Origin of the sequence: Acrocarpospora catenulata (assembly GCF_018476525.1) — a bacterium.
In the GTDB taxonomy this organism is placed as follows: Bacteria; Actinomycetota; Actinomycetes; order Streptosporangiales; family Streptosporangiaceae; genus Acrocarpospora; species Acrocarpospora catenulata.
The window spans coordinates 64,420-87,664 of record NZ_JAHCST010000018.1 but is presented as its reverse complement, the minus strand read 5'-3'; the positions used below and the strand labels follow the sequence as shown (position 1 = coordinate 87,664).

General features: G+C 71.4%; 19 protein-coding genes. 7 read left to right on the top strand and 12 right to left on the bottom strand.

All coding sequences use genetic code 11. From position 1 onward, the window contains the following. Window positions 1-13 precede the first annotated feature (13 nt). Both prfA and rpmE read right to left on the bottom strand, forming a co-directional pair. A complete protein-coding gene (gene prfA, locus KIP79_RS20555) occupies window positions 14-1,060 on the bottom strand; it encodes a peptide chain release factor 1 (protein ID WP_214106490.1) in 1,047 nt (348 codons plus the stop codon). 109 nt (window positions 1,061-1,169) lie between these two features. Beyond that, window positions 1,170-1,391 (bottom strand): 50S ribosomal protein L31, encoded by a 222-nt coding sequence (gene rpmE / locus KIP79_RS20550; protein WP_214106489.1) that lies wholly within the window; start codon window positions 1,389-1,391, stop codon window positions 1,170-1,172. Between the two features lie 357 nt (window positions 1,392-1,748). Between rpmE and KIP79_RS20545 the strand changes: the two genes are divergently transcribed. Next, the gene (locus KIP79_RS20545; protein ID WP_214106488.1) at window positions 1,749-2,843 is read left to right on the top strand and encodes a hypothetical protein; all 1,095 of its coding nucleotides are present in this window, start codon (window positions 1,749-1,751) and stop codon (window positions 2,841-2,843) included. Window positions 2,844-3,020: 177 nt separating this feature from the next. After that, window positions 3,021-4,127, top strand: a complete 1,107-nt coding sequence (locus tag KIP79_RS20540) for a hypothetical protein (RefSeq protein ID WP_214106487.1) — start codon at window positions 3,021-3,023, stop codon at window positions 4,125-4,127. A gap of 101 nt (window positions 4,128-4,228) precedes the next feature. Here the strand turns inward: KIP79_RS20540 and KIP79_RS20535 are convergent, their stop codons facing one another. The 5 genes from KIP79_RS20535 to thrC form a co-directional block, all read right to left on the bottom strand. Then, window positions 4,229-4,873 carry a response regulator gene (locus KIP79_RS20535; RefSeq protein ID WP_214106486.1) on the bottom strand — a complete coding sequence of 215 codons (645 nt, stop codon included), beginning with the start codon at window positions 4,871-4,873 and terminating at the stop codon, window positions 4,229-4,231. Between the two features lie 19 nt (window positions 4,874-4,892). Then, on the bottom strand, window positions 4,893-6,179 hold the full coding sequence (locus tag KIP79_RS20530) for a sensor histidine kinase (RefSeq protein WP_214106485.1): 1,287 nt from the start codon (window positions 6,177-6,179) through the stop codon (window positions 4,893-4,895). A gap of 169 nt (window positions 6,180-6,348) precedes the next feature. After that, entirely contained in the window at window positions 6,349-8,295 is a 1,947-nt protein-coding gene (rho, locus tag KIP79_RS20525; protein WP_214106484.1) for a transcription termination factor Rho, read from the bottom strand. Window positions 8,296-8,718: 423 nt separating this feature from the next. Beyond that, on the bottom strand, window positions 8,719-9,615 hold the full coding sequence (gene thrB / locus KIP79_RS20520) for a homoserine kinase (protein WP_214106483.1): 897 nt from the start codon (window positions 9,613-9,615) through the stop codon (window positions 8,719-8,721). Then, window positions 9,615-10,673: a threonine synthase gene (thrC, locus tag KIP79_RS20515; protein ID WP_214106482.1), complete on the bottom strand. Its 1,059-nt coding sequence runs from the start codon at window positions 10,671-10,673 to the stop codon at window positions 9,615-9,617. The genes thrB and thrC overlap by 1 nt, the downstream gene beginning before the upstream one ends. 190 nt (window positions 10,674-10,863) lie before the next feature. Here thrC and KIP79_RS48985 point away from each other — a divergent pair, with 190 nt between their 5' ends. The 5 genes from KIP79_RS48985 to KIP79_RS20490 all read left to right on the top strand — a co-directional run bounded on the left by KIP79_RS48985 (window position 10,864) and on the right by KIP79_RS20490 (window position 17,970). Next, on the top strand, window positions 10,864-12,270 hold the full coding sequence (locus tag KIP79_RS48985) for a glycosyltransferase (protein ID WP_308169811.1): 1,407 nt from the start codon (window positions 10,864-10,866) through the stop codon (window positions 12,268-12,270). Between the two features lie 141 nt (window positions 12,271-12,411). Next, window positions 12,412-12,885, top strand: coding sequence for a hypothetical protein (locus KIP79_RS20505; RefSeq protein WP_214106481.1), 474 nt, complete (start codon window positions 12,412-12,414; stop codon window positions 12,883-12,885). After that, window positions 12,882-14,459, top strand: a complete 1,578-nt coding sequence (locus tag KIP79_RS20500) for a glycosyltransferase (RefSeq protein WP_214106480.1) — start codon at window positions 12,882-12,884, stop codon at window positions 14,457-14,459. Before KIP79_RS20505 ends, KIP79_RS20500 begins: the two co-directional genes overlap by 4 nt. Next, the gene (locus KIP79_RS20495) at window positions 14,456-16,306 is read left to right on the top strand and encodes a glycosyltransferase family protein (protein WP_214106479.1); all 1,851 of its coding nucleotides are present in this window, start codon (window positions 14,456-14,458) and stop codon (window positions 16,304-16,306) included. The genes KIP79_RS20500 and KIP79_RS20495 overlap by 4 nt, the downstream gene beginning before the upstream one ends. Then, entirely contained in the window at window positions 16,303-17,970 is a 1,668-nt protein-coding gene (locus KIP79_RS20490) for a glycosyltransferase family 2 protein (protein ID WP_214106478.1), read from the top strand. The genes KIP79_RS20495 and KIP79_RS20490 overlap by 4 nt, the downstream gene beginning before the upstream one ends. Window positions 17,971-17,978: 8 nt before the next feature. On the opposite strand, the gene KIP79_RS20485 is transcribed toward KIP79_RS20490, so the two are convergent. The 5 genes from KIP79_RS20485 to KIP79_RS20465 form a co-directional block, all read right to left on the bottom strand. Further along, window positions 17,979-18,788, bottom strand: coding sequence for a polysaccharide deacetylase family protein (locus tag KIP79_RS20485; protein WP_214106477.1), 810 nt, complete (start codon window positions 18,786-18,788; stop codon window positions 17,979-17,981). A 91-nt stretch (window positions 18,789-18,879) separates the two neighbouring features. Beyond that, the gene (locus KIP79_RS20480) at window positions 18,880-20,169 is read right to left on the bottom strand and encodes a homoserine dehydrogenase (protein WP_308169810.1); all 1,290 of its coding nucleotides are present in this window, start codon (window positions 20,167-20,169) and stop codon (window positions 18,880-18,882) included. Then, window positions 20,166-21,560 carry a diaminopimelate decarboxylase gene (gene lysA, locus KIP79_RS20475; RefSeq protein WP_214106476.1) on the bottom strand — a complete coding sequence of 465 codons (1,395 nt, stop codon included), beginning with the start codon at window positions 21,558-21,560 and terminating at the stop codon, window positions 20,166-20,168. The genes KIP79_RS20480 and lysA overlap by 4 nt, the downstream gene beginning before the upstream one ends. A 74-nt stretch (window positions 21,561-21,634) precedes the next feature. Then, window positions 21,635-22,249 carry an anticodon-binding protein gene (locus tag KIP79_RS20470; RefSeq protein WP_214106475.1) on the bottom strand — a complete coding sequence of 205 codons (615 nt, stop codon included), beginning with the start codon at window positions 22,247-22,249 and terminating at the stop codon, window positions 21,635-21,637. Continuing rightward, window positions 22,246-23,133 carry a serine/threonine-protein kinase gene (locus KIP79_RS20465; RefSeq protein WP_214106474.1) on the bottom strand — a complete coding sequence of 296 codons (888 nt, stop codon included), beginning with the start codon at window positions 23,131-23,133 and terminating at the stop codon, window positions 22,246-22,248. Before KIP79_RS20465 ends, KIP79_RS20470 begins: the two co-directional genes overlap by 4 nt. Window positions 23,134-23,245: the final 112 nt, after the last annotated feature.

Here is a 23,245-nt window from a genome sequence, read left to right as displayed (position 1 = left end):
CATCAGGGTGAGGTTACGAGTGGGCGGCCAGCTTCTCCGCCAGTTCGGCGTCGAGCAGGGCCTGGATCACCGCGTCAAGGTCTCCGTCGAGCACCTGGTCCAGGTTGTAGGCCTTGAAGCCGACCCGGTGGTCGGAGATGCGGTTCTCCGGGAAGTTGTAGGTACGCACCCGCTCCGACCGGTCCACGGTGCGGACCTGCGACTTGCGCTCGGCCATCGCGGCGGCGTTGGCCTCCTCCTCGGCCAGCGCCTGGAGCCGGGCCCGGAGCACCCGCATCGCGGACTCCTTGTTCTGCAGCTGGCTCTTCTCGTTCTGGCAGGAGACCACGGTGCCGGTGGGCAGGTGGGTGATGCGGACGGCGGAGTCGGTGGTGTTCACGCTCTGCCCGCCGGGGCCGCCGGAGCGGTAGACGTCGATGCGCAGGTCGTTGGGGTCGATGTGCACATCGACCTCCTCGGCCTCCGGATAGACCAGCACGCCGGCGGCGGAGGTGTGGATGCGCCCCTGCGACTCGGTGGCGGGCACCCGCTGCACGCGGTGCACCCCGCCCTCGAACTTGAGCCGCCCCCAGGCGCCGTCCCTGGCCTTGATCGCGACCGTGACGTCCTTGTAGCCGCCCAGGTCGGAGTGCTGCGCGTCGATGATCTCGGTCTTGAAGCCGACCCGCTCGGCGTAACGCAGGTACATCCGGAGCAGATCGCCGGCGAACAGGGCCGACTCCTGGCCGCCCTCACCCGCCTTGATCTCCATGATGATGTCCTTGTCGTCGTTGGGGTCGCGGGGCACCAGCAGGTGCTTGAGCCGCTCCTCCAGCGCCGGGATCCGGCTCTCCAGCTCGTCGGCCTCCTCGGCGAAGGCCGGGTCCTCCCCGGCCAGCTCGCGGGCGGCCTTGATGTCCTCGCGCACACTCTCCAGCTCGCGGTAGGTCGCCACGATGGGGGTGAGCGTCGAGTACCGCTTGCCGTACTGCTTGGCCTTGGCCTGGTCGGCGTGCACGGCGGGGTCGGCGAGCTTGACCTCCAGGTCCGCGTACTCGCTGATGAGCTCGTCCAGATTCACCGCGCGTCCTTTCTCGTAGAGTGGCCCGTTTCACCAAGAACGCCGACCCGGTTTCGCCTGCCCTCTCGTGACGAGGGGGGACGATTCCGAGCCGGCGTCAGGGAACGAGCTACTTCTTGCCCGAGGCCTTCTTGCCGAAGCGGGCCTCGAAGCGGGCGACGCGGCCACCGGTGTCCAGGATCTTCTGCTTGCCCGTGTAGAACGGGTGGCAGGCCGAGCAGACGTCGGCGTGGATGGAGCCGCTGGTGGCGGTGCTCCGCGTGGTGAACGTGTTCCCGCAGCTGCAGGTCACGTTGGTGACGACATACGCGGGGTGAATGTCGGGCTTCATACCTTTTTCCTCTCCGGAGCGCGGTCGCCGGGTCGCCTCTGCCAGCCTGGTACGGCTTGCGCCGCGAACACACTGTGTCTCCTCACGGAGGGGAGAGCGGCGCGGGCGGGAACCGGAACCACTGCGGTTCGGGTACCAGTGTGCCAGATGCTGGAACCTTCCCCGGCCAAACGGTATTCCCCACCGTACGGCCGGAGCGTCGGCCCAGCTCAGCGGAGCGGAGGCGAGCCGGACCCACAAGGCTGGGAACTCCGTGAGAACCCGACCGATCGGGTGGACCACGCATCAAACGCCCCAGTAGGCTCACATGCCCAAACCCGAACTTAACCCTCAAATCACCTAAGTTAGGGGAAACCAGTGAGGAAAAGCCTGCGGAACTTCCTTGCAGGCGTGAGCGGGGCGGCGTTGATCGCCAGCGGTGCGGCCATCACCGCGACCCCCGCCAACGCGGCCCCCGCCCTGGGGGACCCGACCTTTGTGGACTCCTTCCTGCCGCCCAGCGGCAACAGCACGATCGACTTCTCGGTCAAGCTCACGGATGCGTTCGCCACCAACGGCCAGCCGGCCAAGAAGGTCTGGGCCCGTTTCACCAAGGACGACACGGTCACCCCGGTGGTCTACGCCAACGCGACGGTCACCCAGCCGGCCGCGGTGACGACCGTGCCCAACCCCAACGAGGTCATCGTCAAGGGCGCCATCCCGGTGTCGTCCAGTGACGTTCCCAGCGACAAGTGGAAGCTGGAACTGGTCCTCTCCGAGGTCGCGGACACCACCGCGCCGACCTCCGGCTGGTCCGCCAAGGACTTCACCGTCGCCGCCGCCACGCGGGTGACCAACGTCAGCATCGACCCGAGCACCGTGACCATCAAGTCCGGTTCCGCGGTCGACGTCGGCGTGCGCGCCGTCATCGAGAAGTACGGCGACGAGGTGCTCAAGGACGTCCGGCTGGAGAGCAAGAGCGACTCGGACTACTACTCGCTCGGCACCGGCATGGAGGCCGACGGCAAGACCTACTACGACTACGCGACGCTGGACTCCTCGACCACGGCGGGGAACTGGCAGGTCAACTTCACCATCACGCGCGGGAGCAAGACCTACTCGTTCGTGAAGGGCTTCACCGTCAAGAAGGGCACCGCCGCCAAGGCCAAGTCGAAGGTCACGTTCACCGTGAGCCCGACCAAGGTCAAGAAGGGCAAGTCCGTCAAGATGTACGGCACGGTCTACCGTGGCTACACCTCTTGGGGCCCCTGGAAGAAGAAGATCCTCAAGCTCTACTTCAAGAAGAAGGGCACCAAGACCTGGAAGTTCGTCACGTACATCGGGGCGAACAATTCCGGCAAGTACACCAAGACGATCAAGCCCAAGTACGACGGCTACTGGCGCGTGGGGGCGTTCGCGACCTCGTTGACGTCCGGTAAGTGGTCGGCGTACAAGTTCGTCGACGTGCGCTGACGGTAACCGGAAGCCACCAGCAGTAACCAGAGGCTCGCACAGGCAGTAAACCTGTCTGTGCGGGCCTTTGCGTTTTGAGGTAGATTCCACCCTTTCGGTGGCGTAGTCCCAGCTACCCCACTAGGCTCTCCGAGCCCGACTTTCCCTCCAATTGACTGATGTTAGGGGCCATCCACCATGAGGAAGACCCTGCGGCGGATCCTGGTTGCCGCAACGGGGGCAGCGGTCATAGCTAGCGGTGCGGCCATCACCGCGACCTCCCCCGCGATCGCGGCCACGTCCGTTGGCACGATCACGCTCACCGACGCTTTCGTTCCCCCGAGCGGGAGCGACAAGATCCCCTTCAAGTTCACGCTGAATGATCCGCCCTTCGTCGGCGTCAAGGCGCCCAAGGTCGCAGCGGTGTTCTATAAGGAAGGCGAGTCGACCAGCGGCTCGGGCAACACCGCCACGGTCAACGCCATCGCCGATCTGGCCGCCAACGCGAGCCCGCCCGCGAGCGTCGAGGTGACCGGCTCGGTCCCGATCTCGTCGTCCGACAAGCCGACCACGGACAGCGGCAAGTGGAAGCTCAAGGTCACGGTCACGGCAGACGGTGGGACCAGCGCCGCCGCCACCGGCGACGTTGACTTTGCCGTCGCCAAGGCCACCCGGGTGACCGGTGCCAGTGTCGACCCCAACCCGGTTCAGCTGAAGTCCGGCAAGGAGATCGACGTCTACGCCGCCTTCAAGCTGGAGCGCGGCGGCGCCGCCGGGGATGAGAAGATCACCGACGTCCGCCTGGAGAGCAAGGACGACGACGACTACTACTCGCTGACCACGGGGCTGGAGTCCGACGACTCCTACCACGACTCCGCCTCGATGGACTACGACACCTCCGCCGGGGCCTGGCAGCTCAAGGTCACCATCACCCGGGGCAGCAAGACCTACGCCTTCGTGAAGGGCTTCGAGGTCAGGAAGGGCTCCAGCGGCAAGGCCAAGTCGAAGGTCACGCTGACCGCCTCGCCGACCAAGGTGAAGAAGGGCAAGTCGGTCAAGCTCTACGGCAAGGTCTACCGCGGCTACACCTCCTGGAGCGCCTGGAGCAAGAAGATCCTCAAGCTCTACTTCAAGAAGAAGGGCACCAGCTCCTGGAAGTTCGTCGGCTACATCGGCTCGAACTCCTCCGGCAAGTACAGCAAGACCGTCAAGCCCAAGTACGACGGCTACTGGCGGGTCCTGGCCGACGGCACCAGCAAGACCAACAAGTCCGCGTCGCCGTACAAGTTCGTTGACGTGAAATAGACCCTCGCCTGACGGTTCACACCACCGGTCAACGGTGACAAACCCATAGCGTGAGCGGGAACGCCCCCGCGTCCGGGCCTGGACGCGGGGGCGTCTCCATGTCACGCCGGATGCCCCAGAAAGGCCAGCACCGCCAGCACCCGCCGATGATCGTCCGGCGTCGGCTCCAGCCCCAGTTTGAGAAAGATCGCGGAAATGTGCTTCTCCACCGCGCCCTCGGAAATCACCAGCCGGGCGGCGACGGCCGCGTTAGACCGCCCTTCCGCCATCAACCCCAGCACCTCCCGCTCCCGCCCGGTGAGCCGCTCCGTCGGCACCCGGCGCCGCCCGAGCAACTGGACGACCACGTCCGGGTCGATGACCGTCCCCCCGGCTGCCACCCGCCGTACCGCGTCCAGGAACTCGGCCACGTCCGCCACCCGCTCCTTGAGCAGGTAGCCGACCGCCGAGGCGTCCCCGCCGATCAGCTCGGTCGCGTACCGCTCCTCGACGTACTGCGACAGCACCAGGATCGGGAACCCCGGCCGCGCGGCCCGCACGGCCAGCGCGGCGCGCAGGCCCTCGTCGGTGTGCGAGGGCGGCATGCGCACGTCCACCACGGCGAGGTCGGGCTCGTGCTCGGCCACGGCCGCGACCAGCGCGGGCCCGTCCCCCACCGCCGCCACGGTGGTCACGCCCCCGTCGGCCAGCAGCCGGGTGAGCCCCTCCCTGAGCAGCACCGAATCCTCGGCGATCACCACCCGCATGCGGCCCACCCTATGGCGCTCACCAGCTGCAGGGCAGTTCCACGCGGATCCGGGTGCCCTCCCCCGGCGGGCTGTGCACCTGGACGACCCCGTCGATGGTGGCGGCCCGGTCGGCCAGCCCGGCCAGCCCGCCCCCCGGTACGGCTCCCGCCCCGCCGACCCCGTTGTCGGACACCTCCACCACCACCGTCTCCTCCTCGCGACGCACCCGCACCAGCGCCTGGCTCGCCCCGGAGTGCTTGGCCATGTTGTTCAGCGCCTCGGCGACCACGAAGTACGCGATGCTCTCCACCGCCGCGGGCGGCCGATCGGCGATCTCGACCGTCACGTCCACCCGGACCGGCGCCCGCGCGGCCAGCGAGGACAGCGCCGCGTCCAGGCCCCGGTCGGTGAGGATGGCCGGATAGATGCCCCGGGCCAGGTCGCGGATCTCGGCGATGGCCGCCTTGGTGCCCGCGTGCGCGCTGGCCAGCAGGTCCCTGGCCGTCTCGGGGTCGGCGTCCAGCTTGGCCTGGGCCCGGCCCAGGTCCAGGGCGACCGCGAGCAGCCGCTGCTGGGCGCCGTCGTGCAGGTCGCGCTCGATCCGCCGCCGCTCGGCCTCGGCCGCGTCCACCCCGCGGGCCCTGCTCGCCCGCAGCTGGTCGGCGCGGGCGGCCAGCAGCCTGGTCTCGTCCACGCCGAGCAGCAGCCGCGCCACGGCGCCGTGCAGCCAGGCCAGGCCGCGCACCGCGTACAGGGCCGGGACGAGCAGCACCAGGCCGAGCAGCATGACCGGCAGGGCCTTGGGCACGGTGTCGATCCGCAGTCCCCACAGCTCCAGCCACTCGCCGCTGAGCACGATCGGCACGGGTGACAGGAACAGCCCCAGCGCGAGCCCCAGCCCCATCACGACGACGGTGAACTCCGCCAGGCTCAGCGGGAGGAGCAGCAGCAGGTAACCCAGGTCCCGCCAGGTGGCCGGATCCTGGAAGAGCCACCCCAGGTGCGCCCAGAACCCCCGCTCAGGCCGCGGCCGGTACGGGCTGAGCACCGCGACCCCGAACGACCAGCCCACCAGCCGCCGCTCCAGCATGGCCGCCCCGCGCCAGAGCAGGATGGTGAGCACCAGCATCGGCAGCCCGACCCAGATCACCACCAGGGTCACCGACACTGAGATCGCCACCACCAGCCCGACGAAGTAGCCGACGCCGAGCGCCACGCCCCCCAGCAGGTACGGCACCGCCCGCCAGGTGGCCGGATCCACGGCCACCCCGAGCGGCCCCCACCGCCCGAACGGCACCCGTTCCCGCAACGGCAGCCCGCCCATCCCGCCCCCCAAATCTCGCCAAAAATCTGGATATATGCAGCTTGGCAAGCCCAGGCGGCGCGGCGGAATGCGGCGAACTGGCCTCTCCACCCTGGGGCCAGCCCCAGGGTGCCAGACATGGAAACGCCCCGGGTGCGCTTCGGCACCCGGGGCGTCACCTGACGCTATGTCAGTCCCGGTCGTTGCTGACCGTCGTCTTCTGCACCTGCATCAGGAACTCGGCGTTGGACTTGGTCTCCTTCATCTTCTCCAGGAGCAGTTCCAGCGCCTGCTGCATGTCCAGCGCGTGCAGCACCCGGCGGAGCTTCCAGACCACCTGGAGTTCTTCCTTGCCGAGCAGGATCTCCTCCTTGCGGGTGCTGGAGGAGTCCACGTCCACGGCCGGGAAGATGCGCTTGTCCGCCAGCGACCGGCTGAGCTTGAGCTCCATGTTGCCGGTGCCCTTGAACTCCTCGAAGATGACCTCGTCCATCTTCGAGCCGGTCTCCACCAGCGCGGTGGCCAGGATGGTCAGCGAGCCGCCGTTCTCGATGTTCCGGGCGGCGCCGAAGAAGCGCTTGGGCGGGTAGAGCGCGGTCGAGTCGACACCACCGGACAGGATGCGCCCGGAGGCCGGCGCGGCCAGGTTGTACGCGCGGCCCAGACGGGTGATCGAGTCCAGCAGCACGACCACGTCGTGGCCCAGCTCCACCAGACGCTTGGCGCGCTCGATGGCCAGCTCGGCGACGGTGGTGTGGTCCTCGGCCGGGCGGTCGAAGGTCGAGTGGATGACCTCGCCCTTCACCGACCGCTGCATGTCGGTGACCTCTTCCGGACGCTCGTCCACCAGGACGACCATCAGGTGGCACTCGGGGCTGTTGCGGGTGATCGCGTTGGCGATCGACTGGAGCACCATCGTCTTGCCCGCCTTGGGCGGGGAGACGATCAGACCACGCTGGCCCTTGCCGATGGGCGAGACCATGTCGATGATCCGGGTGGTCATGATGTTGGGCTCGGTCTCCAGGCGGAGCCGCTCCTGCGGGTAGAGCGGGGTGAGCTTGTTGAAGTCCGGCCGCTGCCGGGCCTGCTCGGGCTCCATGCCGTTGACGGTGTCCAGCCGGACCAGCGCGTTGAACTTCTCGCGGCGCTCGCCCTCGCGGGGCTGGCGCACGGCGCCGGTGATGACGTCGCCCTTGCGCAGGCCGTTGCGGCGGATCTGGGCGAGCGAGACGTACACGTCGTTGGCGCCGGGCAGGTAGCCGCTGGTCCGGACGAACGCGTAGTTGTCCAGGATGTCGAGGATGCCGGCGATCGGGATGAGGACGTCGTCCTCGCCGACCACGGGCTCGTTGCCGTCGAAGCGGTCGCGGCCCCGGCGGTTGCGCTCCCGGAACCGGCCGCGGCGACCGCGCGGGTCGTCGTCCTGGCCCGCGCCGGGACCACTCTGCCGGTCGCGCTGGTCACGCTGGTCGCGCTGGTCGCTCTGCCGGTCCTGCTGGCGGTCCCGGCGGTCGCCTTCGGCGCCGCGGTCACTGCGCTGCTCGCCCCGCTCGGCGCGGTCGCCACGGTCGGCCCGGTCGGCGCGGTCCCCGCGCTCGCCCCGCTCCCGGCCCGGACGCTCGCGGTCGCGGTCGCGTCCCCGCCGGTCCCGGCGCTCCATGCGGTCGCCCCGGCTCTCGCGGGAGTCCTGCTGGCCGGCGTCGGCCTGCGGCTCGGCGCGCTCCGCCGGAGCGCTGTCCACACGCTCGGTCACGGGCGGCTGCTCACGGATCTCGGCGGCCGGGGCCGGCTGCTCGACGACAGCGGCGGCAGCGGCGGCAGGCCGGGAACGTTCCCGGCGGGTACGGGTCGGCCGCTCGACCGGGGCCGGTTCCGTCGCGGCCGGCGCGGCTGCCTCGGCGGGCTTCGCCTCCGGAGCCGCCGCGGCGCCCTGCTTCTCCTGGATGGCCGCGATGAGCTGGCTCTTGCGCATCCGCCCGGTCCCGCTGATGCCGAGTGTGGAAGCGAGCTGCTGGAGTTCGGGCAGCACCATGGCGGACAGGCCGGTGCCGGAGCGACGACGCGGCGAGCGCGGCGCGGCGGCGGTGGGGGCGTCGCCGGCGGGTGCGTCGGCGAGGAGTTCGGTGGTGTCGCTCAACTAATGGTCCTTCCCAGGGGTCGGGCGCCGGACGTGTTCGTCCTGGCGTCCCGGTGGTGCGACCCGGCGGGACAGACCGGGTCGGGCTTCGCGAATCTCAGGCCTGGATTCCCTCTGGGTACCGAGATTCACAAGCGGTAGAGGCCCGGGGGAATCCCCCCGGATTGCCACCACCGACCAGGTGTCGAGGTGGTTCGAACGCGCATGTCTCCGAATACGCCACCCCTGACCGCACGAGCGACTGGAGGAGGCGAATTCCGGGAAATCACCGCAACGGCCCGCCCCCACAAGCGCGGGGACGACACGATCCGTAGTGTGGCGATGTGCGAATGACAAGCACGCACCCAACACGGGGGCACCTGGTGCGGCTATCAGCCTAACATCACCAGCGCACACTGCTATTCCCTGAAGGTCGAAGAAGCATCAGCGTGTCTCGGGAAACCGAACGCTCGCACCGGTTGGGTCGACGTTCAACGGCTGGATGAGCCAGTCCGTACCCACTTCTGGCGCGATCAAATCCTGCGTCGATCCAGTAGAAAACGCAAGAATAGTGGGACCCGCCCCCGAAACCACAGCCGGGACCCCCGCCGACCGCAGACGTTGTACCAGATCCGCCGTGCGCGGCATGGCAGGCGCGCGGTAGTCCTGGTGCAGACGGTCCTCGGTGGCGGCCAGCAGCAGCTCGGGACTGGGCTTTTCGGTCAGCGCGACAATCAGCAGGGCGGCCCGTGCGGCGTTGGCCGCCGCGTCCCGGTGCGGCACCGTGGCGGGCAGCAGGCGGCGGGCCTCCTCGGTGGACAGCCGGAAATCCGGGATCAGCACGACCGGCCGGATCTCCTCGCGCACCCCCAGGCTGACCATGGACGGGCCGGTCCAGGCGATGGTGAGCCCGCCGTACAGGCAGGGGGCGACGTTGTCGGGATGGCCCTCGATCTCGGTGGCCAGGGCCAGGGCATCCTCGTCGGTGAAGTCATCCGCGCCGGTCAGGGCGCGGGCGGCCAGGATGCCCGCGACGATGGCGGCGGAGGAGGAGCCCAGGCCGCGGGCGTGCGGGATGCGGTTGCGGCAGCGCATCCGGATGCCCTTGGGCTGGGGCTCGCCGAGCTGGTCCAGGGTGGCCCGCAGGGTGGAGACGATCAGGTGACCCTCGCCCGGGTCCACCTCGCCGGCGCCGTGGCCGTCGATCTCGATCTCCACGACGTCCCCGGTGAGCTCGACCTCGACCTCGTCGTGCAGGTCGAGGGCGAGACCCAGCGAGTCGAAGCCCGGGCCCAGGTTGGCGCTGGTGGCCGGGACCCGGACCAGCACACACTCGCCCATCAGGCGAGTTCCAGGGCCGCCGCGGCGGCGTAGGCGTCGATCGGGATGGTGATCGGCGTGGGCGCGCCGGAGATCGCCCAGTCGGGGTCCTTCAGGCCGTTGCCGGTGACCGTGCAGACCACCCGCTGCCCGGCGGCGAGCAGGCCCTGCTCGTGCACCTGGAGCAGCCCCGCCACGCTGGCCGCCGAGGCCAGCTCGACGAAGACGCCCTCCCCCTGGGCGAGCAGCTTGTACGCGGCGGCGATCTGCCGGTCGGTGACCGCCTGGATGTCACCGCCAGACTCGTCCCTGGCGGCCACGGCCAGCGACCAGGAGGCGGGGTTGCCGATCCGGATCGCGGTGGCGATGGTGTGCGGATGGGTCACCGGGGCGCCGTTGACGATCGGCGCGGCGCCGCTGGCCTGGAAGCCGAGCATCCGGGGCCGGCGGGTGGCCAGGCCGTCCGCGGCGTACTCCTGGTACCCCATCCAGTACGCCGAGATGTTGCCGGCGTTGCCCACGGGGATGCAGTGCACGTCCGGCGCGTCGCCGAGCTCGTCGACGATCTCGAAGGCGGCCGTCTTCTGGCCCTGGAGCCGGTGCGGGTTGACCGAGTTGACCAGCGCGATCGGATAGTTCTCCGCGAGCTTCTTGGTCATCTCCAGGCAGTCGTCGAAGGACCCCTCGACCTGGAGCAGCTTGGCCCCGTGCACCAGCGCCTGGGCCAGCTTGCCCATCGCGATCTTCCCGCGCGGCACCAGCACCGCGCAGCTCAGCCCGCCCCGTACGGCATAGGCCGCGGCCGACGCGCTGGTGTTGCCGGTGGAGGCGCAGATGACCGCCTTGGCCCCGTCCTCGACGGCCTTGCTGATGGCCACGGTCATGCCGCGGTCCTTGAAGCTGCCCGTCGGGTTGAGTCCTTCGACCTTGAGGTAGACCTCGCAGCCGGTCAGTTCGGATAGCCTGCGCGCGGGCACCAGTGGCGTGCCGCCCTCCAGCAACGTCACCACGGGCGTCGCCGGGCTCACCGGAAGCCGGTCACGGTATTCCTCGATGAGACCACGCCATGCCCTGGCCATGATTACTCCTTCTACCTGCGCTGTTTGGGAGTCGAGTCTAGAGCCACCGCCCGAGGGGCGGGACGCGGAGTCCCACCGATCGGGACGGACGCGGAGGCGACTGTGCTCCAAGTCAACCCCAAGAGTGTCTTACTAGTGTTATCCGTGAGAATTCCACTTCTTAAGTGACAAAAGTGAGGGAGATCGGATCGTGCCCCGGCCGCGGATCCGCCACAACGACTACTCGCCGCTCGTCCCCGCCGAGCTGGGCCGCTGGCAGCCCTCGCTGCCGGTGAGCGTGGTCATCCCGGCGTACGGAGGGCAGTCCCGACTGGACCTGACCCTGGCGGCGCTGTCGGCGCAGAGCTACCCGGCGGAGCTGACCGAGGTCATCGTGGTGGACGACGGATCGACGCCGCCGCTGCGGCTGCCCGAGATCCGCCCGGAGAACACCCGGCTGATCTCCTCAGGCCCGGGCGGCTCGGGGCCCGCGCACGCGGTGCGCGCGGGGGTGGCGGTGGCCGAGGGCACGGTGGTGCAGCGGTTGGACGCGGACATGGTGCCCTACCGGGAGCACCTGGAGGCGCTGCTGCGCTGGCAGCACCTGACCGACTACCTGGTCACCATCGGCGGCAAGGTGTTCGCCCCCGAGCCCCCGCTGACTCCCGAGCAGGTCAGGGACGCCGTGGCCGGGGACACGGTGGAGTCGCTGATCGACCTGTCCGAGGCGGTGCCGAGCAGCACCGAGGCGACCATCCGGCGGCTGGACGGCCTGCGCGCCAGTCGCAATCCGTACCACGTGTGCACCGGGCCCACGATGTCGCTGCACCGCGCCTTCTACGCCGCGGCCGGGGGTTTCGACCCCGAGGTACGGCGGGGCGAGGACACCGAGTTCGCCTACCGGCTGGCCCAGCTGGGCGCGGTCTTCGTGCCCGACCTGGCGGCCAGGGCGGTGCATCTGGAGCTGCCGTCGCAGCGCAGGGAGGGGGCGGCGGCCGTGCGGGCGGTGCAGCCGTTCCTGGCCAACCGCATCCCGCTCCGCCGGGATCTGCGCAAGGAGCGCGCGCGGATCTGGCGGGTGCCGTACGTGGAGGTGGTGCTGGACGTGGCGGGGGCGGCCGAGCCGCGGGTGCGGAAGGCCGTGGAGGCGGCGCTGACCGGCACGCTGCCGGATGTCGCGGTGACCCTGGTCGGGCCCTGGTCCAGCCTGCCGGGTCAGGGTGACGAGCTGGCCGAACTCGAACTGCTCAGCGCCGGTTTCAAGGACGACCCCCGGGTGCGGCTGGCCGACCAGGTGGCCCCGACCGCGTTCCCGGTGCCGTTCCGTTTCACCGGACCGGTGGACCCCCCGCTGGCGCCGGACACGCTGGAGCGGCTGACCAGAATCATGGTGAAGGAGCGGCTGGGACTGCTCTACTTCCGCCTGCCCAACCGGCGGCTGGCCGCCCTGGAGCGCACCGAGGCGGTGAGCAGGGCCCGGCTGGTGGCCCGCCCGGACGAGCCGCTCACTCAGGTGATCGAGCAGACCCACGGCGTACGGCATCCGGCCGAACACCACTTGGCGGACGAAGCGGAGAAGCGCACACTCCGGGAGCGACTCGCCAGGATCCGCCCATGAACCCATGGATGATCCGAGGAGCCATCTCTCTGGAATCTCACAGGAACTTCACCTCCAATTAGGGCAGTGGGTTCAACTAGTCTTTCAACATCCCGAGCTCATCATTTTTTCCGCCCCTATTTCCTGACATGGAGGTCAGAAATGCCGACACCCCGCAGAGTGGCCGTCCTAGGCGCCGGGGGCGGCGTCGCCGGGACGGCGGTGCTCGGGCTGTTGACCGTCGTCGGCGTGATCGAGGCGCTGGACGCGGCGACCCTGGCGCTGCTGGGCGCGTGTCTCGCGGGGGTGGCCTTCCTGGTGCTCGGCCTGCGCCGGCTGGACGGGAAGGTGCAGCGCATGGACAACCGGGTGAAGCGGGAGGCGGCCGGACTGGCCGGCGTCTCCGCCACCCTGGCCGCGGTGAACCAGAAGCTGGACAGCATCGCGCCGACGCTGGCCGAGGCGGCCGTGCAGCACGACGAGGACCTGCGCGCGGTGCTGGCCTCGCTCGGCGAGGACCGGGTGAATGCGATGTTCCTGCGCCGTGAGATCGAGGCCGAGTTGCAGGAGATCCGGCGGCGCACCGAGGCGCTCACCGCGTCGATGGAGCGGATGAACCATCGAGTGGACCATTGACCGCACGGATCCGGCACAACGACTACGGCACCCTCGCGCCCCCGGCGCTGGGCGCCTGGCGGCCGCGCCTGACCGTCACCGTGGTCGTCCCGGCGTACCAGGAGCAGGCCGCGCTGGACCGCACGCTGGCCGCGCTCACGGCGCAGACCTACCCGGCCGAACTGCTGGACGTGGTCGTGGTCGACGACGGCAGCGACCCGCCGCTCACCGTGCCCACGCTGGCCCCGGCCAGGACCCGGTTGGTACGGGTGCCGGAGGGCCGCTGGGGACGCGGCTGGGCGCGGCGGACCGGCGCGGCGGCGGCCACCGGCGAGGTGATCCACTGGCTGGACTCGGACATGATCCTTTACCGGGACCACCTTGAGGCCCACCTGCGCTGGCACCACCTGGCCGACCACCTGGCCGTGCACGGCATGATCAAGTTCACCTCGGCCGAGGAGTCGCCGCCCACCCCCGAGCAGGTGGCGGAAGCCGTCAGGGCCGGAAACGCCGACACGCTCTTCCCCGCCGACTCGGTGCACCCGCATGACTACGTGGCCAGGACGCTGGACAGCACCCGGTGGCTGAAGGACGCGGGGGAGCGGGCGTACCTGCTGCATTCGGGGGCGACCACCTCGGTGCGGCGGGCGATGCTGGCCGAGGCGGGCGGGGTGGACGCCTCGCTCAACATGGGCGAGGACACCGAACTCGGCTACCGGCTCGCCCAGGCGGGGGCCGTGTTCGTGCCCGACGGGGAGGCGCTCAGCTGGCACATCGGGCTGTCCACCGTGCTCCGCCGGGAGGATGACGTGCACCGGCACAACTGGAGCGTGCTGGCCGGGCTCATCCCCGAGCTGCGCTGGCTGCGGCAGCATCCCCGGCGGCAGTGGCCGGTGCCGTACGTGCGGGTGCTGGTGGACTCGGCGGGCGCCTCCTACGAGCAGACCCGGGCCACCGTGGACTCCGCCCTGGCCGGGACGATCCCCGACACGGCGGTCACGATTCTGGGGCCGTGGTCGAAGCTGCCCTCCGGCCGCCGCCGTCCGCTGGACGAACCACTGCTGGAACACCGGCTGATCGCCAACCTGTACGCGGGCGAGCCCCGGGTCACGCTGGCCGAGTCGGCGCCCCCGACCGCCGCGCCCACGCCCTTCCAGGTGCGCGTCCCGGCCGGGTGGGTGTTCGGCGCGAGCAGCCTGGCCCGGCTGACCAAAATGGCCAACGCGGAGCACCTGGGACTGATCTGCGCGGCTCTGGACGAGACCCCCGAAGGGGTGATCGCGCTCCGGCTGGAGCGCACCGCCGCGTTCGCTCGGGCCGCCCGCCACCCCGGGGAACCCGCCGACGAGGTGGTCCACGAGCTGTTCGGCAGCCTGTGGGTGGACGGGGCCGAGTGCGGCCTGACCACCCCGGAGAAGGCCGACCCACTGACCGGAGTGCCGGCCGAGCTGCGTGCCGAGGTGGCCCGCTGGCGGACGGCGGCCAAGCGGCACGAGGCGGAGGCGGCGCGCTGGCGGGCGGAGGCCGAACGGCTGGCCGCCCAGCCCGCCGAGGCGCCCCGGCGGAACTGGCTACGCGTGAAGGCAAGATCATGAACTGGCAGGACGGCGCCCGGGTCTACACGATCGGCGTGGAATCCCCCGGGCTGGTCGGCCCGGACGTCATCGACCTGGACACCACGCAGCCGGCGGAACCCGGCGAACCCGCCCCCGAGGTGGTGCTGCTCGCCCGCACCCCCACCGACCTGCGCCGGGCGGCCACCCTCCAGGCGACGCTGCCGCAGGCGTCCCGGGTGACCGTGGTGGTGCAGCAGGTGGCCAGGGCGCACCCCGCGCCCTCGCCCTCGCTCACCCCCGCGCACCGCTGGCGCAAGCTCACCGAGCTGCGGGTGAGCCGCCCCGACCCCAAGGGCTGGCGGGTGGACGCGGTCTTCTCCGGGCCGGTCCCGGCCGGGCAGACCGTGGCGGCGGTGGCCCGGGCCTTCGCCGGCAACCGCCTGGACGCGTTCCCCGCGCCCGTTCCGGTGCTGGCCGGGCCGGGCGCCGCGCACTGGCGGCCGGGTGACCCCAACGCCGGGCTGGCGGGCCTTGAAGGGCCGGTGCCGCTGCGGATCGGGGCGCCCGCCGGGGATCTGGTGGTCCGCACCGACGCGGGCCAGGCCGAGTGGGCGGGCGAGGAACGACTGATCGACCGGCCGGGCCCAGAAGCGCTGGGCTGGGACCGCATCGGGCGTCCCGGCGGGGCCGCGCTGCTGGACGTCGCGTTCACCGACATCACCATGGTCGCGCCGGTGGACGACCGTTCGGTCAACCCGACGGGGTTCCTCAGCGTGCCCACCCAGGGGGTGGCCGAGCTGGTGACCGTACACGGGCGGTGGGCGGTCAGGCTGGACGGGGCCGAGCTGGCCAGGTTCCCGGCCTCCGGCGCGGTCAGCGACACCGAGGTGTCCCGGCTGCGCGGGCTGCGGGCGATCAGGGTGGACTGGCGGCGCGGCCACAGCGGGCCGCTGGCCGCGGTGCGGGTGATCGCCTCGCTGGCCGCGGCGGGGGTGCCGCTGGTGACCGGCCCGATCCCGACCTGGGCGGGCGCGCTCGGGCCCGAGCTGATCGCGCTGCTGGCCCCGGTCACCGCCGAGGAACTCGCCGACGACCTGCGCCGGGAGGAGTTCAGCGTACGGCTCAGGCGGGCGGCCCTGCGGACGCACGGGGTGCACGGGCGGTGGGCCCAACTGGGCGTGGCGCGCGGCCGTGCCCCGGCGACCTCGATCCTGCTGGCCACCCGGCGGCCGGAGATGGTGGGCTTCGCGCTCGGCCAGGCCGCCCGGCAGCGCGGCGTCGTCACCGAGGTGGTGCTGGCCCTGCACGGGGTCTCCCCCGACCATCCGTCGGTGGCCGGGCCCATCGCCGCCTACCAGGGGGAACTCCAGGTCTACGACGCACCCGCCGGAATGCTCTTCGGCGAGGTGCTCAACGAGGCGGCCGACCGCGCGGGCGGCGGCTTCCTGCTGAAGATGGACGACGACGACTGGTACGGCCCCGACTTCCTGGCCGACCTGCTGCTCGCGCACACCTACTCCGGGGCCGAGGTGACCGGCACCTCCCCCGAGTTCGTCTACCTGTCCTCGATCGACGTGACCGTGCACCACGAGCAGGTCACCGAGCAGGTCAGCAACTTCGTGGCGGGCGGCACCATCCTGACCACCCGGGCCGCCTTCGACGCGGTGGGCGGGTTCCGGCCGCTGCGCCGCTCGGTGGACACCCAGTTCCTGCAGGCCGTGCAGGCCGCCGGGGGGCAGCTCTACCGGGCCCACGGACTCGGCTACATCCTGCGCAGGGGCCCGGCCGCCGAACACACCTGGCGGGAGCCGATCGGCACCTTCCTGCGCCGCAACAAGCGCCAGTGGCGCGGCTTCCGGCCGAACGCGCTGATGGAGCTGACGTGACCCCGCGCATCCGCCGCAACGACTTCGGCGCGCTCACCCCGCCCGCGCTCGGCGACTGGCGGCCCTCGCTGCCGGTCAGCGTGGTCATCCCCGCGTACGGCGGGCAGGACCAGCTCGACCTCACCCTGGCCGCGCTGGCCGCCCAGACCTACCCCGCCCCTCTGCTCGAGGTGATCGTGGTGGACGACGGCGGCACGCCCCCGCTCCGGCTGCCCTCGCTCACCCCCGCGCGCACCCGGCTGGTCCCCAGCGGGCCGGGCGGCTGGGGCCGCGCCTGGGCCTGCCAGAGCGGCTACGACGCCGCCACCGGCGAGATCATCCTGACCATGGACGCCGACCTGGTGCCGCACCGGGAGCATGTGGCGGCGCACGCCCGCTGGCACCACCTGGCCGACCACCTCGCGGTGACCGGCTGGCCCGAGTTCACCGACGTCTCGGCCGGGCTGCCCACGCCGGTCGAGGTGTTCAAGCGGGTACGCGCCGGGGAGGCCGACGCGCTTTTCAGCCACGACGACGGCAGCGCGCACGACTGGCTGGAGGAGATCCTCGACCGGTACGACGGCCTGCGCTCGGCCCCCAGCTCGGTGCTCTACCGCACGCACGTGGGCGGCACCGCCTCGGTCCGTGCCGGGCTGCTGCGCGAGGTGGGCGGCATGGACACCGGCCTGGTGCTGGGCGAGGACACCGAACTCGGGTACCGGCTCACCCAGGCGGGCGCGGTGTTCGTGCCCGAGCGGGCCGCCCGGTGCTGGCACCTGGGCCAGACCACGGCGATGACCCGGCAGGAGGAGGTGCGGGCCTTCAACGCGCCCTACGTCGCCGATCGGATCCCCTACCGGCGCTGGCTCCGCACCGACCCCGGGCGGCAGTGGCTGGTGCCGTACGTGGCGGCGGTGGTGGAGGCGCGCGGCGCATACCCGGACGTGCGGGCCACCGTGGACAGCCTGCTGGCGAGCACGCTGCCCGACGTGCGGGTCACCCTGGTGGGCCCCTGGCCGGAGCTGACCGGCGAACGCCGCCGCCCCCTCGACGATCCCCTGCTGGACCTGCGCCTGCTCCAGGCCACCTACGGCCACGACGGCCGGGTCGTCCTCGCCGAGGCAGAACCCCCCACCACGGCCCCCTTCGTCTTCCGCTGCCCGTCCGGCTGGGCGGTCGGCCCCGAGACCCTCGACCGCCTGGTACGGCGGGCCGAGGACGAGGACAGCGGCGTGCGCTGCCTGGCCCTGACGGAGGAGCGCGGCGAGGTGCTCGCGGCCCGCCTGGAACGCACCGCGGCGGTCAGCCGCGCGCGCAGGGTGGCCGCCCCTTTCGAGGACCTGGACGACGTGATCGCGAAAATCTCCGACGTCACCTGGCACGACGGCGAGGAGTACGGCATGCTCGCGCCGGGCACCGCCTACCCCCGCCTGGAGGGCAACCGGAACCGGGCCGCCGCCCAGTGGAAGGCCAGGGCCCTGCACGCCGAGCTGGTCCACGGCAAGGTGAAGGAGCAGGTGCGCGACCTCCGCGAGCAGAACCTCGAACTCCGCCGGGCGGTCGCCAAGGGCCAGAAGGAGGCCGTACGGCTGCGGGCCGAGGCCGACCGCCTGCGCGAGGCCGCGAAGGCGCGGCGGACCCCCGTGCTGCGGAAGGTGCTGCGCCGGATCAACCCCCCGTCCTGACGGGGTTCCTACTTGCGCGGAACGGGCCTGACCTTGCCGCCGATCACAGTGTCCAGGGTGCGGACCACCGTACCGTCCTGGGCGCGGGCCGCCAGCCAGCCGAGGAACTCGTCCAGCAGCTGCGGGGGGATGCCGTACTCGCCGCAGCCCTCCGCGCAGACGCGGTGGAAGACCAGCGGGAGCAGGCCGCCCTTCTCCTCGGCGGCCAGCACCTCCTCCTGGACCTCCTCCAGGGTGTTCTCCGCCCGTACCGAGCCGGGGGTGCGGACCCGGAACTCGTTGCGCGGCGGGAGGGTCTCGGCCACGCCGCCGCACTCCAGGCAGCCCGGCTGGGTCAGCCCGCCCACCGTACGGGCCGCGTTGTAGCCGCAGTGCCGGGCCAGCTGCCAGACCCGCTCGCTCTCCGCCCCGTACGGGTAGGCGAAGGTGCGCACCTTGAGGCCCATGCCGAGCAGGGCTTTGCGGTCCTGGCAGATCTCCTTGCGGGCGACCGACGGGGACAGGTCGGTGAGCCGGACGTGGCGCACGGTGTGGCCGCCGATCTCGTTGCCGGCCTGGGCCAGCGCCATGACCTGCTTGCGGGTGAGCATTCCGCGTTTTCCGAGGGTGCCGCTGTTGACGTAGAACGTTCCCGTCAGCCCGTGCTTCTTGAGCAGCTTGCCGACCAGCCAGTGTGAGCCGTCGCCGTCGTCGAAGCCGAGCGCGACGATCAGATTGGGCTTCGTGGCGGGTTTCGGCTTTGCGGCCTGCGCGGGCGGGGCCAGGGCTAACGCGGCCACGGCTGCGCAGAGCACGGCGAGGGTCCGTACCAGTGTCACCAGATCATCCTCAGTGCGGGGTGGGGGTGGGTTCAGTCTGCCATCAGGGGTCGGCTGCCCCACCCGCCCCATGCGAAACCTTTATGACTTTCTAGGGGGTTTCATCGCCTTCCACGCGCATCACCCCGGCGACCGCGCGGACGATGTCGAGATCGCGCAGGTCCTCCACGGTGGCCGAGAGCGCCGCGTCGGAGGCCCGGTGGGTGACCAGCACCAGCTGGGCGTCGTCGCCGCGGCCCTCCTGCCGCACGGTCTGGATGGAGACGTCGTGGCGGGAGAACACGTCGGCGACGGTGGCCAGCACGCCGGGCTTGTCCGCCACGTCCAGCGAGACGTGGTAGCGGGTGACGGTCTCGCCCACGGGATGCACGGCCAGGTCCGCGTAGACCGACTCGGACGGCCCGCGCGTGCCCGCCAGCCGGTTCCTGCCCACCGCGACCAGGTCGCCGAGCACGGCGGAGGCGGTCGGCGCGCCGCCCGCCCCGGCACCGTAGAACATCAGCCGCCCGGCCGACTCGGCCTCCACGAACACCGCGTTGTACGCCTCCCGCACGCCCGCCAGCGGATGCGACCGGGGGATCATCGCCGGGTGCACCCGCACCCCGACCGAGCGCCCGTCCTCGGAGCGGGCGCAGATGGCCAGCAGCTTGATCACGTAACCCATCGCCTTGGCCGAGGCCACGTCCGAGGCGGAGATCTCGGTGATGCCCTCGCGGTGCACGTCGGCGGCGGTCACCCGGGTGTGGAAGGCGATCCCGGCCAGGATGGCGGCCTTGGCGGCGGCGTCGAAGCCCTCCACGTCGGCGGTGGGGTCGGCCTCGGCGTACCCGAGCGACTGGGCCTCCTCCAGGGCGTCGGCGAAGGAGGCGCCGGTGGAGTCCATCTTGTCGAGGATGTAGTTGGTGGTGCCGTTGACGATGCCGAGCACCCGGTGCACCCGGTCCCCGGCCATCGACTCGCGGAGCGGGCGGATCAGCGGGATCGCCCCGGCCACCGCGGCCTCGAAGTAGAGATCGGCCCGGTTGGCGGCGTGCAGAGTGGCGCCGTCCTCGGCCAGCAGCGCCTTGTTGGCGGAGACCACCGACTTGCCCCCGGCCATCGCGGCCAGGATGAGCGCGCGGGCCGGTTCGATGCCGCCGATCACCTCCACCACGATGTCCACGTCGTCCCTGGTGACCAGGGCGTGCGCGTCGGTGGTGAGCAGCTCGTCCGGGACCGGCACGTCGCGTTTGCGGCCCATCCTGCGGACCGCCACGCCCGCCAGCTCCAGCGGCGCGCCCACCCGGGCGGCCAGGTCGTCGGCCTGCTCGGTGAGCAGCCGGACCACCTGCGAGCCCACCACTCCACAGCCCAGCAGGGCCACCTTCAACGGTTTGCTCACAGTTGCCCCCTCAACAGGTCGTCCTCGGTCTCCCGCGCCACGATCACGCGCGCCTGCCCGGCGGAGACCGCGACCACGGCGGGTCTGGGCAGGTAGTTGTAGTTGTTGGCCAGCGAACGGCAGTAGGCGCCGGTGGCGGCCACCGCGACCAGGTCGCCGGGGACCAGGTCGGCCGGCAGGTGCAGGTCGCGGATGACCATGTCGCCGCTCTCGCAGTGCTTGCCCACCAGGCGGGCCAGCATGGGGGCGGCCGTGCTGGTCCTGGACGCCAGCAGGGCGGTGTAGTCGGCGCCGTACAGCGCGGTGCGGATGTTGTCGCTCATGCCGCCGTCGACGCTGACGTAGGTGCGCAGGCCCTCCACGTCCTTGACGGTGCCGACCTCGTAGAGGGTGACCCCGGCCAGGCCGGTGATGGAGCGGCCCGGCTCCACGGTCAGCCGGGGGGTCGGCAGGTTCCTGGCGGCGCAGACCTGCATGACGATCTCGCGCAGGCTGTCGGCGATCAGCTTGATGTCGGGGGCCTCGTCGCCCGCCACGTACGGAATGCCGTAGCCGCCGCCCAGGTCGAGTTCGGGGAGCACGACCCCGTGCTCGTCGCGGATCTGGGCGAGCAGCCCGGCCAGGCGGCGGGCGGCCACCTCGAAGCCGGCCGTGTCGGTGATCTGGGAGCCGATGTGCGAGTGCAGGCCGACCAGCTCCAGCGCGGGCAGCGCGAGCACCCGGCGGACCGCCTCGGCCGCCGCGCCGCTGCTCAGCGAGAGGCCGAACTTCTGGTCGTCGTGGGCGGTGGCGATGAACTCGTGGGTGTGCGCCTCGACGCCGACGGTGACCCGGATCATGACCTTGGGGCGCACGCCGTGCTTGTCGGCCAGGTAGCCGAGGCGGGCGATCTCCTCGAAGGAGTCGACCACGATGTGGCCGACGCCGGTGGTCACCGCGCGCTCCAGCTCGGCGGTGGACTTGTTGTTGCCGTGCAGGGTGATGCGCTCGGGCGGGAAGCCGACGCTGAGCGCCACCGCGAGTTCGCCGGCGCTGCACACGTCCAGGCCGAGGCCCTCCTGCATGATCCAGCGGGCCACCTCGCGGCAGAGGAACGCCTTGGCCGCGTAGTGCACCTCGCCGTCGGAGAAGGCGGCGCGGTAGTCGCGGCAGCGGGAGCGGAAGTCCTCCTCGTCCATCACGTACAGCGGGGTGCCGTAGGTTTCGGCCAGGTCGCGCACGTCCATGCCGCCGATGGTGATCGCACCTTCGGACCGCCCGTTAGTTCGCTCGGCCGTTCGCGGCCAGATCGCCGGGTGCAGGGCATTGAGGTCGGCGGGCGCGTGCGGCGGGCGTTCTTCAGGCAGCACCTCGGCGTGCCTGTCACCGGCGGGATGGGCGAAGCGACTCACCCGAACGAGGCTATCGGACTCGCCATACCCCATGAGACACCCGACCAATGGACGAGACGTCCTCAGAGGCGGTCTCAGAGGCGGTCCGGCAGCGGGTTGGCGCTGATCGCGTCCAGGGTCGCGGCGACGGCGGCGGCCAGGTGGCGGCGGGCGGTGTGCACGGGGGCCGGGGCCTGGTCGCCGACGGGGATGGCGGAGGCGTGTTCGTGGGCGTCGTGGTAGGCCAGGGCGAGGCGTTCGGCGAAGGCGCGCCAGCCGTGGTCGCGGGCGGCGGCCCGGCTGGGGAGTTCGGCCAGGACGCGGAGGATCGCGCGGTCGTGGGAGCCGTCGAGGTGTTCGGGGCGGAAGCCTGTCCACGGTACGCCGAGGTCGTCGGCCCAGCGTTGCACGGCCATCGCCCGCGCGTGGGCGTACCTGACGACGAATCCGGGGTTGTCCCAGGTGAGCGGGTGGTCCGGCCATTCCTGGGTGTCCAGGTCGGGCAGGCCCTGGGTGAGAATCTGCTCGACGTGCTCCCCCGGGTTGGTCACGGATATGACCAACAATCCCCCGCTTCTTACGGAAATTTCGGAAATGTCGGGTGAGGGGGGTGGCGGGGTGGCGCGGGCGAGGTAGCGGGCGGTGTCGGTCCAGGAGCCGGTGGGGATCGGGACGGCGCCGAGCAGGTCCGCCAGGCGGTCCGGGGTCATCCCGGGATGCGGCCGACCACGCGCGCGTACATGCGGCCCGGGGCCGAGGTCGGGTCGAGGAAGCCGGGCAGCGCGGGCAGCTCCACCGCGTACCGCTGGAGGTGCTGGTAGAGCGTGTCGGCGTCGGCGGGGCGGCGCTCCGGGTCCTTCTCCAGCAGCGCGTCGATCAGCTCGGCCAGGCCGTCGGGCACCCCGTCCAGGCTCGGCGGGCGTTCCTTCACCTGGCGCTCGAAGACCGTGTAGTCGGTCGGGCCGGTGAACAGCTGCTTACCGCTGATCATCTCGTGCAGTACGCAGCCCAGCGCGTACAGATCGCTGCGCGGCCCGGCGACGCCGCGCTGGATCTGCTCGGGCGCCATGTACGCGGGCGTGCCCAGGATCTGCCCGGTACGGGTGAACTGCGCGCCGTCCGCCTCGCGCAGGATGGCCAGGCCGAAGTCGAGCACCTTGACCGTGCCGTCCGGGCACAACATCAGGTTGGTGGGCTTGAGGTCGCGGTGGCAGATCGACAGCGCGTGCGCCGCCGACAGCACCGCGCAGGCCTGGGCGGCGATCGCGGCGGCCCAGGGCACCGGCAGCGGCCCGTGCTCGCTCACCAGGTCGGCCACGGTGACGCCCTCGATGAACTGCATCACCTGGAAGAGCCGCTGCTCGTGCGTGCCGAAGTCATACAGAACAGGCGCGCCGGGATGATCCAGCCGGGCCAGGATGCGGGCCTCACGGATGAAACGGCGCTCCAGCTCGTCGTCGGGGCCGCCCGGGAGCCGGAGAAACTTGACCGCGACCTTCCGGTCCAGCCGTTTGTCGTGGCCGCCGTAGACGGCGCCCATGCCACCCTGACCGAGGGGAAGGTCGTCGAGCTCGTAGCGGTCAGCGATGACCATGGGGCCACCTTAGTGAGAAACCCGTCCCATAGACACCCGCATAGCCTCCGAGCAGGTAACTCACCGCTGCGGCTCCTTCACACGCCCCGGCGGCAGCCGGGCCCCGACCGGA

What these genes read in the sequence shown, in the direction of transcription:
- rpmE (WP_214106489.1), bottom strand. Translation starts at nt 1,391, where the DNA reads ATGAAGCCCGACATTCACCCCGCGTATGTCGTCACCAACGTGACCTGC.
- KIP79_RS20540 (WP_214106487.1), top strand. Translation starts at nt 3,021, where the DNA reads ATGAGGAAGACCCTGCGGCGGATCCTGGTTGCCGCAACGGGGGCAGCG.
- KIP79_RS20535 (WP_214106486.1), bottom strand. Translation starts at nt 4,873, where the DNA reads ATGCGGGTGGTGATCGCCGAGGATTCGGTGCTGCTCAGGGAGGGGCTC.
- KIP79_RS20530 (WP_214106485.1), bottom strand. Translation starts at nt 6,179, where the DNA reads ATGGGCGGGCTGCCGTTGCGGGAACGGGTGCCGTTCGGGCGGTGGGGG.
- thrB (WP_214106483.1), bottom strand. Translation starts at nt 9,615, where the DNA reads ATGGGCGAGTGTGTGCTGGTCCGGGTCCCGGCCACCAGCGCCAACCTG.
- thrC (WP_214106482.1), bottom strand. Translation starts at nt 10,673, where the DNA reads ATGGCCAGGGCATGGCGTGGTCTCATCGAGGAATACCGTGACCGGCTT.
- KIP79_RS20505 (WP_214106481.1), top strand. Translation starts at nt 12,412, where the DNA reads ATGCCGACACCCCGCAGAGTGGCCGTCCTAGGCGCCGGGGGCGGCGTC.
- KIP79_RS20495 (WP_214106479.1), top strand. Translation starts at nt 14,456, where the DNA reads ATGAACTGGCAGGACGGCGCCCGGGTCTACACGATCGGCGTGGAATCC.
- KIP79_RS20470 (WP_214106475.1), bottom strand. Translation starts at nt 22,249, where the DNA reads ATGACCCCGGACCGCCTGGCGGACCTGCTCGGCGCCGTCCCGATCCCC.
- KIP79_RS20465 (WP_214106474.1), bottom strand. Translation starts at nt 23,133, where the DNA reads ATGGTCATCGCTGACCGCTACGAGCTCGACGACCTTCCCCTCGGTCAG.